The organism is Mycobacterium sp. G7A2 (genome assembly GCF_041902445.1).
Classification (GTDB): Bacteria; Actinomycetota; Actinomycetes; order Mycobacteriales; family Mycobacteriaceae; genus Mycobacterium.
The window spans coordinates 3,812,613-3,825,148 of the sequence record NZ_CP169251.1 but is presented as its reverse complement, the minus strand read 5'-3'; the positions used below and the strand labels follow the sequence as shown (position 1 = coordinate 3,825,148).

Genomic DNA, 12,536 nt, shown 5'->3' with positions numbered 1-12,536 from the left:
CCCGCGGGATAACCTGAACATCGGTAAGCCGTGATCCACGGGCCGCGACGCGAAGGATCGACGAGGTGTCTGAACCAGAGAAGACCGACGTCCTGCTGGTAGGGGCGGGGATCATGAGCGCGACGCTCAGTACGCTGCTGCGACTGGTAGAGCCGGACTGGTCGATGACGCTGGTCGAACGGCTCGACGGCGCCGCCGCCGAGAGCAGTGATGCCTGGAACAATGCCGGCACCGGGCACTCGGCGTTGTGTGAGTTGAACTACACCCCGGCTCGCCCCGACGGCACCATCGACATCTCCAAGGCTGTCAACGTCAACGAGCAGTTTCAGGTGTCGCGACAATTCTGGGCCTACGCGGTCGAGAACGGGGTGCTGCCCGACGTCCGCAGCTTCCTGAACCCCATCCCGCACGTGAGCTTCGTGCAGGGCGCCGACAACGTGGACTATCTGCGCCGACGCTACGAGGCGTTGGTCTCCAATCCGCTGTTCGCCTCGATGGAGTTCATCGACGACCGCGACGAGTTCACCCGCCGGCTGCCGCTGATGGCCGCGGGCCGCGACTTCTCCGAGCCCGTCGGGCTGAACTGGACCCAGGACGGCACCGACGTCGACTTCGGCGCGCTGTCGCGTCAGCTGATCGGTTTCGGTGCCAAACAAGGCATGTCGACGTTGTTCGGCCACGAGGTCTCCGACCTGAAGCAGAACTCCGACGGAACGTGGCGCGTGCAGGTCGTCAACCGCCGCACCGACCGCAAGCGCACCTTCCACGCCAAGTTCGTCTTCGTCGGCGCCGGCGGTGGCGCGCTGCCGCTGTTGCAGAAGGCCGGCATCAAAGAAGCCAAGGGATTCGGTGGGTTCCCGGTGGGCGGCCAGTGGCTGCGCAGCGGCAATTCCGCGCTGACTGCCGGGCATCAGGCCAAGGTGTACGGGCTGCCGCCGCTGGGTGCGCCGCCGATGTCGGTGCCCCACCTGGACACTCGCGTCATCAACCGGCGTTCGTGGCTGTTGTTCGGACCGTTCGCGGGCTGGTCGCCGAAATTCCTGAAGCAGGGCAAGGTCACCGATCTCCCGTTCTCGGTGCGGCCGGACAACCTGGTGTCGATGCTCGGTGTCGGCATGACCGAGATGGGTCTGCTGAAGTACCTGATCGGCCAGCTGCTGCTCAGCGAGTCGGCGCGGGTGGACACGCTGCGCGAATTCGTGCCCAGTGCGCGAGATTCCGACTGGGAGCTCGACATCGCCGGACAGCGGGTGCAGGTCATTCGCAAGGCAAAGGGCAAGGGCGGTGTGTTGGAGTTCGGCACCACCGTGCTCTCGGCGTCCGACGGCAGCATCGCAGGGCTGCTCGGCGCCTCGCCCGGCGCCTCCACCGCGGTGCCGGCCATGCTCGACGTCATGCAACGGTGTTTCGGCGACCGCTACGAGAGCTGGCAGTCCAAGCTCACCGAGATGGTGCCGTCGCTGGGTACTCCGCTGTCGGGTGAGCCCGCGCTGTTCGAGGAAGTCTGGTCGTGGGGAACCAAGGTGCTCAAGCTGGACAAGCCGGCCAGCGGGGTACCCGACGTGCCCGGTGACGTGTCGGTCGCGGGAACCGGTCATTCGGCCACCTCGGCGACCGCATGACGGTGACTGCTTGATGACAGTCGCGCTGCGCCGCAGCTGGGCCAAGGATCTCGACGCCGCCACGCTCTACGAGTTGCTCAAATTGCGTGTCGAGGTGTTCGTGGTCGAGCAGGCCACCCCGTATCCCGAGTTGGACGGGCGGGACCTGCTGGCTGAGACGCGGCACTTTTGGCTGGAAAACTCTGAGGGACAGGTGGTTTCGACGTTGCGACTGATGGAGGAGCACCCCGGCGGGCAGAAGGCGTTCCGGATCGGGCGGGTGTGCACCAAGCGCAGCGATCGCGGACTCGGACACACCGCCCGACTGTTGACGGCGGCGCTGGCCGAAGTCGGCGACTACCCCTGCCACATCAACGCCCAGACCTATCTGGTGGAGATGTATGGCAGGCACGGATTCGTCCGCGCCGGTGACGAATTCCTCGACGACGGCATTCCGCACGTGTCCATGGTGAAGCCATGACCGTCGCCGACCGTGTCGACGTCAACTACCCGTTCAGTGCGCTGGTCGGGCACGACCGCCTTCGGCTGGCGCTGGTGTTGTGCGCCGTGCGGCCCGACATCGGCGGAGTGCTGATCCGCGGTGAGAAGGGCACCGCGAAGTCGACCGCGGTCCGCGGGCTGGCGCAGGTGCTGACCACGGCGTTTCAGGACTCCGGCGGCGGACACCTGGTGGAGTTGCCGATCGGGGCGACCGAGGACAGGGTGATCGGCTCCCTCGACTTGCAGAAGGTGCTGCGCGACGGCGAGCACGCCTTCTCGCCGGGCCTGCTGGCCCGTGCCCACCGCGGTGTCCTCTATGTCGACGAGGTCAACCTGCTGCACGACCACCTCGTCGACATCCTGCTCGACGCCGCCGCCATGGGCCGGGTGCACATCGAACGTGACGGGGTCTCGCACAGTCACGAGGCCCGGTTCGTGTTGATCGGCACCATGAATCCCGAAGAGGGGGAGTTGCGTCCGCAGTTGCTGGACCGTTTCGGGCTCACCGTCGACGTCGCGGCCTCCCGCGATGTCGACGTGCGCACCGACGTGATCCGGCAGCGACTCGCGTTCGAAGCCGACCCGGCCGCATTCGCCGCGAGGTATGCCGGCGAGGATGCCGCGCTGGCCGCCCGCATCGCCGAAGCGCGCGCCCTGCTGGCAGAGGTGACGTTGCCGGACAACGAGTTACGGCGCATCGCGGCGTTGTGTGCGGCATTCGACGTCGACGGCATGCGCGCTGATCTCGTAGTCGCGCGCACCGCGGTGGCCCACGCCGCCTGGCGGGGGGCCACCACCGTCGACGAGCACGACATCCGGGTGGCCGCCGAACTGGCTTTGCCGCACCGCCGGCGCCGCGATCCGTTCGACGACCCTGGCCTGGACCCCGAACGTCTCGATGACGCCATGGAGCAGGCCGCCGATGCCGCCGACGAGCAGCCCGAGCCTCCGCCGGACCCGCCGGGAGGTGGCCAGGACACCGCTGACGAGCAGGGTGCCCAAGCACCGCAACAGGATTCGTCGTCCTCGTCGCCCTCGTCGTCCTCGTCGCCATCGTCAGAGTCGCAGCCCCGACCGGACGGTGGGGGTGCGCCGCCGCGCACGAGCGCTCCTCCGTCGGCGCAGTTCCGCACCCGCCCGCTGGTCGTGCCCGGTATCGGCGAGGGTGCGCCCGGTCGTCGTTCGCGCGCCAGAAACCGCACCGGCACGGTCGTTTCGGCGGCCACCGACCCCGGCGCCGGACACGGCGTGCATCTGTTCGCGACCGTGCAGGCCGCGGCGGGAAGGCAGACCGGGGTCGGTCGACTGCGGGTGGTCCCCGACGATGTGCGCCGAGCGGTTCGCGAGGGGCGCGAGGGCAACCTGGTCATCTTCGTCGTGGACGCCTCGGGCTCGATGGCTGCCCGCGACCGGATGTCGGCGGTGGGAGGCGCGACGCTGTCGCTGCTGCGGGATGCCTACCAGCGACGGGACAAGGTCGCGGTCATCACGTTCCGCCAGCAGGATGCGCAGGTGGTGCTGCCCCCGACGTCGTCGGTGCACATCGCCAGCCGGCGGCTGGCGCAGTTCCAGACCGGGGGCCGCACACCGCTGGCGCAGGGCCTGCTCGCCGCCCGGGACATGGTGGTGCGGGAACGAGCCCGCGACCGGGCGCGGCGCAGCCTGGTGGTCGTGCTCACCGACGGGCGTGCCACCGGTGGGGTGGACCCGCTCGACCGTGCCCGCGCCGCGGCGACCCGGCTGGTGGCCGAGGGGGCGGCGGCCGTGGTCGTGGACTGCGAGACATCCTTTGTCAGGTTGGGTTTGGCCGAAGACCTGGCCCGACACCTCAACGCACCGGCGGTGCGTCTGGACCAGCTGCGGGCCGACGATCTGTCCGCCCTGGTGAAATCCCAGGCCGGCCGGGGCGCCGCGTAGAAAGGTCTGCCCGATGCCACAGGGTCAACCACTGGCTGTTCCCCGTGACGGATTGACGACGCGTCAGCGGCGCAACGCTCCGCTGTTGGCCGTGCACACCGGCCCGGGTAAGGGCAAGTCGACGGCCGCGTTCGGAATGGCGCTGCGTGCCTGGAATCAGGGCTTCGACATCGCGGTCTTCCAGTTCGTCAAGAGCGCGAAGTGGAAGGTCGGCGAAGAGACCGCGCTGACCGAACTCGGCCGGGCACATGAGGAACGCGGCGTCGGTGGTCCCGTCGAGTGGCACAAGATGGGCTCGGGATGGTCGTGGTCGCGCAAGGCGGGCACTGAGGATGACCATGCCGCCGCCGCGGCGGAGGGTTGGGCCGAGATCGCCCGCCGACTGGCCGAGCAACGACACGACTTCTATGTGCTCGACGAGTTCACCTATCCACTGAAATGGGGATGGGTCGACGTCGACGAGGTGGTCGCCACGTTGGCGGAGCGTCCGGGCAGCCAGCACGTGGTGATCACCGGCCGCGACGCACCGGCGGCGCTGCTCGATGCGGCGGACCTCGTGACCGAGATGACGAAGGTGAAGCATCCGATGGATGCGGGCCGCAAGGGCCAGAAAGGGATCGAGTGGTGAGCGCAGCGAACCACGACAGACAGGTGGGCGAGTGGTGAGCGCAGCGAACCACGACAGACAGGTGGGCGAGTGGTGAGCGCAGCGAACCACGACAGACAGGCGGGCGAGTGGTGAGCACCCCGGCGGTCGTGATCGCCGCTCCCGCCTCGGGCAGCGGCAAGACCACGGTGGCGACCGGCCTGATGGGCGCGTTGCGTGCGGCCGGCCGCCGGGTGGCGCCGTTCAAGGTGGGGCCGGACTTCATCGACCCCGGCTATCACGGGCTGGCGTCGGGACGCCCGGGCCGCAACCTGGATCCGGTTCTCGTTGGTGACTCGTTGATCGGTCCGCTGTTCCGGCACGGCAGCGACGACGCCGACATCGCGGTCGTCGAGGGCGTCATGGGTCTGTTCGACGGCCGCATCAGTCCGACCGCCCCCGGTCCCGCCCACGGCTCCACGGCCCAGGTGGCCGCGATGCTCGGGGCCCCGGTGATCCTCGTCGTGGATGCCCGCGGACAGAGCCACAGCGTCGCCGCCCTGCTGCACGGCTTTGCGACTTTCGACCACAGTGTGAGGTTGGCGGGGGTGATCCTCAACCGGGTCGGCTCCGCTCGCCACGACGAGGTGCTGCGGCAGGCGTGTGAACATGCCGGCGTACCGGTCCTGGGGTCCATCCCGCGGGCCGACGAGCTGACGGTGCCGTCCCGGCATCTGGGTCTGGTGACCGCGGTCGAGCACGGCAACCTGGCCAGCGCGGCAGTGGATGCGATGGCTGGCCTGGTCGCTCGCCACGTCGACCTGGACGCCGTCGCCGCGGTGGCGGCCAGCGGTGTCACCGCACCGCCGTGGGATGCGGCCGTGTGCGAACCGATTGCCGGCGGGGTGACCGTGGCCATGGCTGCGGGCAAGGCGTTCACGTTCAACTACGCCGAGCACGTGGAGGTGTTGCGGGCGGCAGGCGCGACGGTCGTCGGCTTCGACCCACTGACCGATCCGCTGCCCGACGCGACGGCGGCCCTCGTGCTGCCTGGCGGTTTCCCCGAACAGTTCGGCCCGCAATTGTCGGCCAACGACATCGTCCGTTCCCAGATTCGCGCCCTGGCTGTACGGGGGGCGCCGGTGCACGCCGAGTGCGCCGGCCTGACCTACCTGGTCGACGACCTGGACGGGCAACCGATGTGCGGGGTGCTGGCGGGCTCTGCGACGTTCACCGACACGTTGACGCTGGGATACCGCGACGCCGTCGCGGTTGGTGACTCGCCGCTGCACCGCGTCGGCGACCGGGTGGTCGGTCATGAGTTCCATCGCACCGCGGTCCAGTTCACCGGAGACCGTCAGCCGGCGTGGCGGTTCGCCGGGCGGGGCGGCCACATCGTCGACGACGGCGCTGTCCGTGCCGGCGTGCACGCGGGCTATCTGCACACCCATCCAGCGGCCCATCCGGACGCCGTCGCCCGGTTCGTCTCCGCGGCGGCGGCAGCCTCTAGGCTCGCCGGGTGACCTCCGCCCACGCGAGGAGCGAAGCGAGCTCCGAGAACGCCTACCTGGTGGGTTTACGGCTCAGCGGCAAGAAGGTCGTCATGGTCGGCGGCGGAACGGTCGCGCAGCGCCGGCTGCCGCTTCTGGTCGCCAGCGGCGCGGACGTGCACGTGATCGCCATCTCCGCGACGCCCGCGGTCGAGGCGATCGACGGGATCACACTGAACTTGCGGGAGTTCCGCACCGGCGACCTCGACGGAGCCTGGTACGCCATCGCCGCGACCGACGACCCCGACGTCAACGCCGCCATCGTCGCGGAGGCCGAAGCCCGGCACATCTTCTGCGTCCGCGCCGACATCGCGCGCGAGGGCACGGCCGTCACCCCAGCCTCCTTCGAGTACGAGGGGTTGGCGGTAGGCGTGCTCGCCGGTGGCGAGCATCGGCGGTCGGCAGCGATCCGTTCGGCCATCCACGAAGCGCTCCAGCAGGGTGTCATCGCCAGGGACGACTCCGTGACCCCCGGTGTGGTCCGTGGCGGTGTCGCACTCGTCGGTGGTGGCCCGGGAGACCCGGAGTTGGTGACGGTGCGCGGTCGCCGGTTGTTGGCTCACGCCGACGTCGTGGTGGCCGACCGCCTCGCGCCGCAGGAACTGCTGGCCGAACTGTCCCCGGACGTCGAGGTGATAGACGCCGCGAAGATCCCCTACGGCCGCTCGATGGCCCAGGACGCCATCAACAGCGTTCTCGTCGACCGCGCCAAGGAAGGCAAGTTCGTGGTGCGACTCAAGGGCGGCGACCCGTTCGTCTTCGCGCGCGGCCAAGAGGAGATCATCGCGTGCGCCGAGGCCGGGATTCCGGTGACCGTGGTACCCGGTGTGACCAGCGCCATAGGGGTTCCTGCGCTGGCGGGGGTACCCGTCACCCACCGGGCGATGACGCACGAGTTCGTGGTGGTCAGCGGACATGTTGCGCCGGAGCACCCCGAATCGTTAGTGAATTGGGATGCACTGGCCGCGATGCGGGGCACAATCGTCTTGTTGATGGCGGTCGAGCGGATCGAACTGTTTGCCAGAGTTCTTCGGGAGGGGGGACGCCCTGCTGATACCCCTGTTCTAGTGGTGCAACAGGGCACGACGTCGGCTGAACGCACTTTGCGGGCGACGCTTGCCGATGCGCCGGAGAGAATCCGTGCCGAGGGCATCAGGCCGCCGGCGATCATCGTCATCGGGGCGGTGGCAGCCTTCGGCGCCTAAAGGATTCTTAAGAGTACTGTAAGGTAACCTGTTATGACGGCTCTCAACGATGCGGAGCGTGCCGCCATCCACCGTGATTCTGAAGGCGAAAGCCAGCGAGGCTCGAGACGAGCCGGTGACCGTGCGTTGCCGGAACGCGCGCCCACGCTGGGCGGGCAGGGTGCCGACACTCAACGACCTGGCAGGTCGCCGGCGGCGTGGCTGCCATCGCGGCGCTTCATCGCTGCGGTCATCGCGATCGGCGGCATGCAGCTGCTGGCCACGATGGACAGCACCATCGCCATCGTCGCGCTCCCCAAGATCCAGGACGAGCTGAACCTCTCCGACGCCGGTCGAAGCTGGGTCATCACCGCCTACGTGTTGACGTTCGGCGGGTTGATGCTGCTCGGCGGACGGCTCGGCGACACCATCGGCCGCAAGCGCACCTTCATCGTCGGCGTCACGCTGTTCACGATCGCGTCGGTGTTGTGCGGCATCGCCTGGGACGAGGCGACGCTGGTCATCGCTCGGCTGTTGCAGGGTGTGGGCGCCGCGATCGCCTCACCGACCGCGCTGGCGCTGATCGCGACCACCTTCCCCAAGGGACCCGCCCGCAATGCGGCCACCGCGGTGTTCGCCGCGATGACCGGAGTCGGTTCGGTGATGGGCCTCGTTGTCGGCGGTGCGTTGACCGAGGTCTCGTGGCGGCTGGCGTTCCTGGTCAACGTGCCCATCGGCCTGCTGATGATCTATCTGGCCCGCAAGACGCTGCGGGAGACCAACCGCGAGCGTCTCAAGCTCGACGCCGCCGGCGCGCTGCTGGCCACGCTGGGATGTACCGCTGCGGTGTTCGGCTTCTCGATGGGGCCCGAGCAGGGCTGGTTGTCGCCGTTGACGCTGGGTTCCGGCGTGATCGCGGTGGCCGCGTTCGTGGGCTTCCTGATCGTCGAACGCACCGCGGAGAACCCGGTGGTGCCGTTCAGCTTGTTCCATGACCGCAACCGGGTGGCGACCTTCGCGGCCATCTTCCTGGCCGGCGGTGTCATGTTCACGCTGACCGTGCTGATCGGCCTCTATGTGCAGGACATCATGGGCTACAGCGCCCTGCGGGCGGGCATCGGCTTCATCCCGTTCGTGATCGCACTCGGTATCGGCCTGGGGCTGTCCTCGGCGCTGGTGTCGAAGTTCCCCCCGCGGGTGCTGGTCATCTCCGGCGGCGTGCTCGTGCTCGGCGCGATGATCTACGGATCCACGCTCGACGCCGACATTCCGTACTTCCCGAACCTGGTCTTCCCGATCACCGTCGGTGGCCTCGGCATCGGCATGATCGTGGTCCCGCTGATGATCTCCGCCATCGCCGGAGTCGGCTTCGACCAGATCGGTCCCGTGTCGGCGATCGCGTTGATGCTGCAGAACCTCGGTGGACCTGTCGTGCTCGCCGTCATCCAGGCGGTCATCACCTCGCGCACCCTCTATCTCGGGGGCACCACCGGGCCGGTCAGCGACATGAACGCCGCGCAGCTGCACGCGCTCGATCAGGGCTACACCTACGGCCTGCTGTGGGTGGCCGCGGTCGCCGTCGTCGTCGGCGCTGCCGCGCTGTTCATCGGCTACACGGCTCAGCAGGTGGCGCATGCGCAGGAAGTCAAGGACGCGATCGACGCCGGAGAGCTTTAGCTCGACATCGGGCTGGGGAGAGCGTCACTGCGATCAGTAAGGTGGTCGCTCGTGATCACCCGCATGTCCGAGCTGTTCCTGCGCACCTTGCGCGACGACCCGGCCGACGCCGAGGTCCCCAGCCACAAGCTGCTCATCAGGGCGGGCTACGTCCGCCCCATCGGGCCGGGGCTGTACAGCTGGCTGCCGCTGGGTCTGCGGGTGCTGCGCAAGATCGAGAAGATCGTGCGCGACGAGATGACCACGATCGGCGGCCAGGAGATCCTGTTCCCCGCCCTGCTGCCGCGTGCGCCGTATGAGACCACGAACCGCTGGACCGAATACGGCGACAATCTGTTCCGGCTGGCTGACCGCCGCGGCAACGACTACCTGCTGGGTCCGACCCACGAGGAACTCTTCACGATGACCGTGAAGGGGGAGTACAGCTCCTACAAGGACTTCCCGCTGGTGCTGTTCCAGATCCAGACCAAGTACCGCGACGAGGCCAGGCCGCGCGCCGGCATCCTGCGCGGACGCGAGTTCATCATGAAGGACTCCTACTCGTTCGACGTCGACGAGGACGGCCTCAAGAGCGCCTACCATGCTCACCGCGAGGCCTATCAGCGCATCTTCGGCCGCCTCGGCGTGAACTATGTGATCGTCTCGGCGGTGTCGGGGGCGATGGGGGGCAGCGCGTCGGAGGAGTTCCTGGCCGAGAGCGCCGTGGGCGAGGACACCTTCGTGCGGTGCATGCAGTCGGGTTACGCCGCCAACGTCGAAGCGGTGCTCACCGCGGTTCCCCCGACGATCCCCATCGAAGGCCAGCCTGCGGCCACGGTCTACGACACGCCGGACGCGCCGACGATCGCCACGCTGGTCGACTGGGCCAACTCGGCCGGCCTGCCACAGTTCGCCGACCGTGAGGTCGCGGGCGCGGACACGTTGAAGAACGTGCTGCTCAAGGTCCGCCAGCCCGGCGGCGACTGGGAGTTGCTGGCCATCGGCGTGCCCGGTGACCGTGAAGTCGACGACAAGCGCCTGGGCGCTGCACTAGAGCCGGCAGAGTACGCACTGCTCGACGACGCGGACTTCGCCAAGCATCCGTTCCTGGTGAAGGGCTACGTCGGACCCAAGGCGCTGCTGGCCAACGGTGTGCGCTACCTCGTCGATCCCAGGGTGGTCGACGGGACGTCCTGGATCACCGGCGCCGACGAGCCGAACAAGCACGTTGTCGGCCTCGTGGCCGGGCGTGACTTCACCCCGGACGGCACGATCGAGGCCGCCGAGGTGCGCGACGGCGACCCGTCCCCGGACGGCGCGGGGCCGCTGGTGTCGGCGCGGGGCATCGAGATCGGCCACATCTTCCAGTTGGGCCGCAAGTACACCGACGCGTTCTCGGCCGACGTCTTGGGCGAGGACGGCAAGCCGGTCCGGCTGACCATGGGCTCCTACGGGATCGGCGTGTCGCGGCTCGTGGCCGTCATCGCCGAGCAGCACCATGACGACCTCGGGTTGCGTTGGCCCTCGACGGTGTCGCCGTTCGACGTGCACCTGGTGATCGCCAACAAGGACGCCGAAGCCCGTGCGGGCGCCCTGGAATTGGCCGCCGATCTCGATGTGCTGGGCACCGAGGTACTGCTCGACGACCGGACGGCATCTCCCGGGGTGAAGTTCAAGGACGCCGAGTTGCTCGGGGTGCCATGGGTGGTCGTGGTGGGCCGCGGCTGGGCCGACGGCGTGGTGGAGCTGCGTAACCGGTTCAGCGGCGACAAGCGCGACGTTGCGGTCGACTCGGCGGCGGCGGAGATCGCCCGGGCCATCGCCTGACGAGCGCGGCCTACTCCGAGCCGCCCGGAAAAGCCACGGTGACCGGTGTCTCGCCCATCAGGCGTCGCCAACGCGCCGCGGTGACCGCGCATTCGGTCAGTGCGGTGACCCCGAAGGCCCGCACCGTCTGGTCGTCGGCCTGCTCGATGACTGCGCGCCACGCCACGGCGGCGTCTTGTTCCATGGTGACGGCCAGTTCGGCGGCTTGGCGGGGATCGTCGACCTCGCCCGGCAGCCGGTAGCCGGCGGCGGGCAGCGGGGCGGCCACGCCGCGCTCCTCCATCAGCGCGATCGCGGCTTCGCGGCGGGCCCGGTGTTCGTTCATCGCATCGGCGACCAGATAGTTCCGGTCGAATGTCGAGTGCGCCGACACGATCCCGTAGCCGTAGATGGCAGCGTGCTCGACCTCCAGTGCGTCGTAGAGCGCACCGTCGGCCGCTCCGTCCGGGCGGGGTGGTTCCGGTTGTGTGGACGAGGAGGTGGTTGGAGTGGTCATGACGTCTCTCCGAGCGGGGTGAGCGCGACGGTGTAGGCGGCGGTGCACGCCGCGGCGATCGAGCCGAGCAGCCCGGCCCGGTAGCCGGACAGGCCAGTGGCCGAGGTGGTTGCGCTCTCCGCCGAGGTGCGCAGGGCGCCGACGACGTCGTCGACGGTGGGCGGTGGGTCTGCGACCGAGGACGTCGACGAGGTGGTCGTCGAGGTGGTGCTGACCGTGACGCTGGTGGACGGTGCCGCCTGTCCGGTGAGCCGCACGATCTCGTCGGCGAGCGCGTCGGCGTGCGCGGAGCGTTCGGCCGCGACCGCGTCGAGCGCCTGGGCGACGGGTCCGCGTATCCGCTCGGCGACCTCGGTGGCCAGCTGGCTGTCGGCGCGGGCCCGGTCCAGCGCGGTGGTCAGGTCGTCGAGGTCGGGTGGCGGCGGGGCGGTGCCGCAGGCCGCCACTGTCAGCCCCGCGGCGGCCAGCGCCGTGGCGCCGAGCAGCAGGTGTCGACGGCTGACGGTCGGGGTGGGGCTCGGCACGAGCAACATCCTGCCATCGGGCCGGTGACGCTCCGGGCAGCACCGGTGGTCGTTTCCTTTTGGCGTTTGGGCCCTCGCGGCTGGCGTATCGTGGTGACTCGGGTTCGCGGGAGCACGATCGATCCTGCGCACCGGGTCCGGACAACTCAAGACGAGGAGCTCGCCGTGGTAGAGCGGTCCAGTCGACTGCCGTCGCAACGACAGGTGATCGAACTGCTCGAGGGCGAATTCGCGCGCGCAGGCTACGACATCGAAGATGTCGTGATCGACACGTCCGCCCGTCCACCGCGGATCGCGGTGGTGGCCGACGGTGACGACGGGCTGGACCTGGATACGATCGCCGCGCTGTCACGGACAGCGTCGGAGTTGCTCGACGACATGGACACCTCGCCCTACGTGCTCGAGGTGACCTCCCCGGGAGTGGACCGACCCTTGACGACTCCGACGCACTTCCGTCGGGCGCGGGGACGTCGGGTGGAGATCACGTTGACCGACGGCGCGACGGTATCCGGTCGGCTCGGTGACTGCGGCGACGACACGGTGGCGCTGGTGGTGCGCCAAGGCGCCCGGGCAGATCTGGCCGTGCACGAGATCGCGCTGAACACGATCGTCAACGCGGTCGTCCAGGTGGAGTTCTCGCCGCCGAATCCGCGGGAGCTGGAATTGGCCGGCCTGGCCGGAGAGGAAACCTGAG

At 69.1% G+C, this 12,536-nt stretch carries 11 protein-coding genes; 9 read left to right on the top strand and 2 right to left on the bottom strand.

The features are described from left to right. Positions 1-65 precede the first annotated feature (65 nt). The 8 genes from mqo (at position 66) to ACEWX3_RS18155 (ending at position 10,822) form a co-directional block, all read left to right on the top strand. A complete protein-coding gene (mqo, locus tag ACEWX3_RS18190) occupies positions 66-1,622 on the top strand; it encodes a malate dehydrogenase (quinone) (protein ID WP_207068760.1) in 1,557 nt (518 codons plus the stop codon). Positions 1,623-1,635: 13 nt separating this feature from the next. Beyond that, positions 1,636-2,082 (top strand): GNAT family N-acetyltransferase, encoded by a 447-nt coding sequence (locus ACEWX3_RS18185; protein WP_374157250.1) that lies wholly within the window; start codon positions 1,636-1,638, stop codon positions 2,080-2,082. After that, a complete protein-coding gene (locus ACEWX3_RS18180; RefSeq protein WP_374157249.1) occupies positions 2,079-4,019 on the top strand; it encodes a magnesium chelatase subunit D family protein in 1,941 nt (646 codons plus the stop codon). The genes ACEWX3_RS18185 and ACEWX3_RS18180 overlap by 4 nt, the downstream gene beginning before the upstream one ends. A gap of 13 nt (positions 4,020-4,032) precedes the next feature. Beyond that, on the top strand, positions 4,033-4,647 hold the full coding sequence (cobO, locus tag ACEWX3_RS18175) for a cob(I)yrinic acid a,c-diamide adenosyltransferase (RefSeq protein WP_207068757.1): 615 nt from the start codon (positions 4,033-4,035) through the stop codon (positions 4,645-4,647). A 110-nt stretch (positions 4,648-4,757) separates the two neighbouring features. Next, positions 4,758-6,128: a cobyrinate a,c-diamide synthase gene (locus ACEWX3_RS18170; protein WP_221360699.1), complete on the top strand. Its 1,371-nt coding sequence runs from the start codon at positions 4,758-4,760 to the stop codon at positions 6,126-6,128. An 80-nt stretch (positions 6,129-6,208) separates the two neighbouring features. Beyond that, positions 6,209-7,360, top strand: a complete 1,152-nt coding sequence (gene cobA, locus ACEWX3_RS18165) for a uroporphyrinogen-III C-methyltransferase (protein ID WP_163680175.1) — start codon at positions 6,209-6,211, stop codon at positions 7,358-7,360. Positions 7,361-7,393: 33 nt separating this feature from the next. After that, a complete protein-coding gene (locus ACEWX3_RS18160; RefSeq protein WP_207068755.1) occupies positions 7,394-9,016 on the top strand; it encodes an MFS transporter in 1,623 nt (540 codons plus the stop codon). Between the two features lie 51 nt (positions 9,017-9,067). Beyond that, the gene (locus ACEWX3_RS18155; protein WP_374157248.1) at positions 9,068-10,822 is read left to right on the top strand and encodes a proline--tRNA ligase; all 1,755 of its coding nucleotides are present in this window, start codon (positions 9,068-9,070) and stop codon (positions 10,820-10,822) included. Between the two features lie 10 nt (positions 10,823-10,832). On the opposite strand, the gene ACEWX3_RS18150 is transcribed toward ACEWX3_RS18155, so the two are convergent. Both ACEWX3_RS18150 and ACEWX3_RS18145 read right to left on the bottom strand, forming a co-directional pair. Continuing rightward, positions 10,833-11,318, bottom strand: coding sequence for a ferritin-like domain-containing protein (locus ACEWX3_RS18150; protein WP_374157247.1), 486 nt, complete (start codon positions 11,316-11,318; stop codon positions 10,833-10,835). Further along, positions 11,315-11,851, bottom strand: coding sequence for a hypothetical protein (locus ACEWX3_RS18145; protein ID WP_374157246.1), 537 nt, complete (start codon positions 11,849-11,851; stop codon positions 11,315-11,317). Before ACEWX3_RS18145 ends, ACEWX3_RS18150 begins: the two co-directional genes overlap by 4 nt. 156 nt (positions 11,852-12,007) lie before the next feature. On the opposite strand from ACEWX3_RS18145, the gene rimP reads away from it, so the two are divergent. After that, positions 12,008-12,535 (top strand): ribosome maturation factor RimP, encoded by a 528-nt coding sequence (gene rimP / locus ACEWX3_RS18140; protein ID WP_374157245.1) that lies wholly within the window; start codon positions 12,008-12,010, stop codon positions 12,533-12,535. Position 12,536: the final 1 nt, after the last annotated feature.

What these genes read in the sequence shown, in the direction of transcription:
- ACEWX3_RS18185 (WP_374157250.1), top strand. Translation starts at nt 1,636, where the DNA reads ATGACAGTCGCGCTGCGCCGCAGCTGGGCCAAGGATCTCGACGCCGCC.
- ACEWX3_RS18180 (WP_374157249.1), top strand. Translation starts at nt 2,079, where the DNA reads ATGACCGTCGCCGACCGTGTCGACGTCAACTACCCGTTCAGTGCGCTG.
- cobO (WP_207068757.1), top strand. Translation starts at nt 4,033, where the DNA reads ATGCCACAGGGTCAACCACTGGCTGTTCCCCGTGACGGATTGACGACG.
- cobA (WP_163680175.1), top strand. Translation starts at nt 6,209, where the DNA reads ATGGTCGGCGGCGGAACGGTCGCGCAGCGCCGGCTGCCGCTTCTGGTC.
- ACEWX3_RS18160 (WP_207068755.1), top strand. Translation starts at nt 7,394, where the DNA reads ATGACGGCTCTCAACGATGCGGAGCGTGCCGCCATCCACCGTGATTCT.
- ACEWX3_RS18150 (WP_374157247.1), bottom strand. Translation starts at nt 11,318, where the DNA reads ATGACCACTCCAACCACCTCCTCGTCCACACAACCGGAACCACCCCGC.
- ACEWX3_RS18145 (WP_374157246.1), bottom strand. Translation starts at nt 11,851, where the DNA reads ATGTTGCTCGTGCCGAGCCCCACCCCGACCGTCAGCCGTCGACACCTG.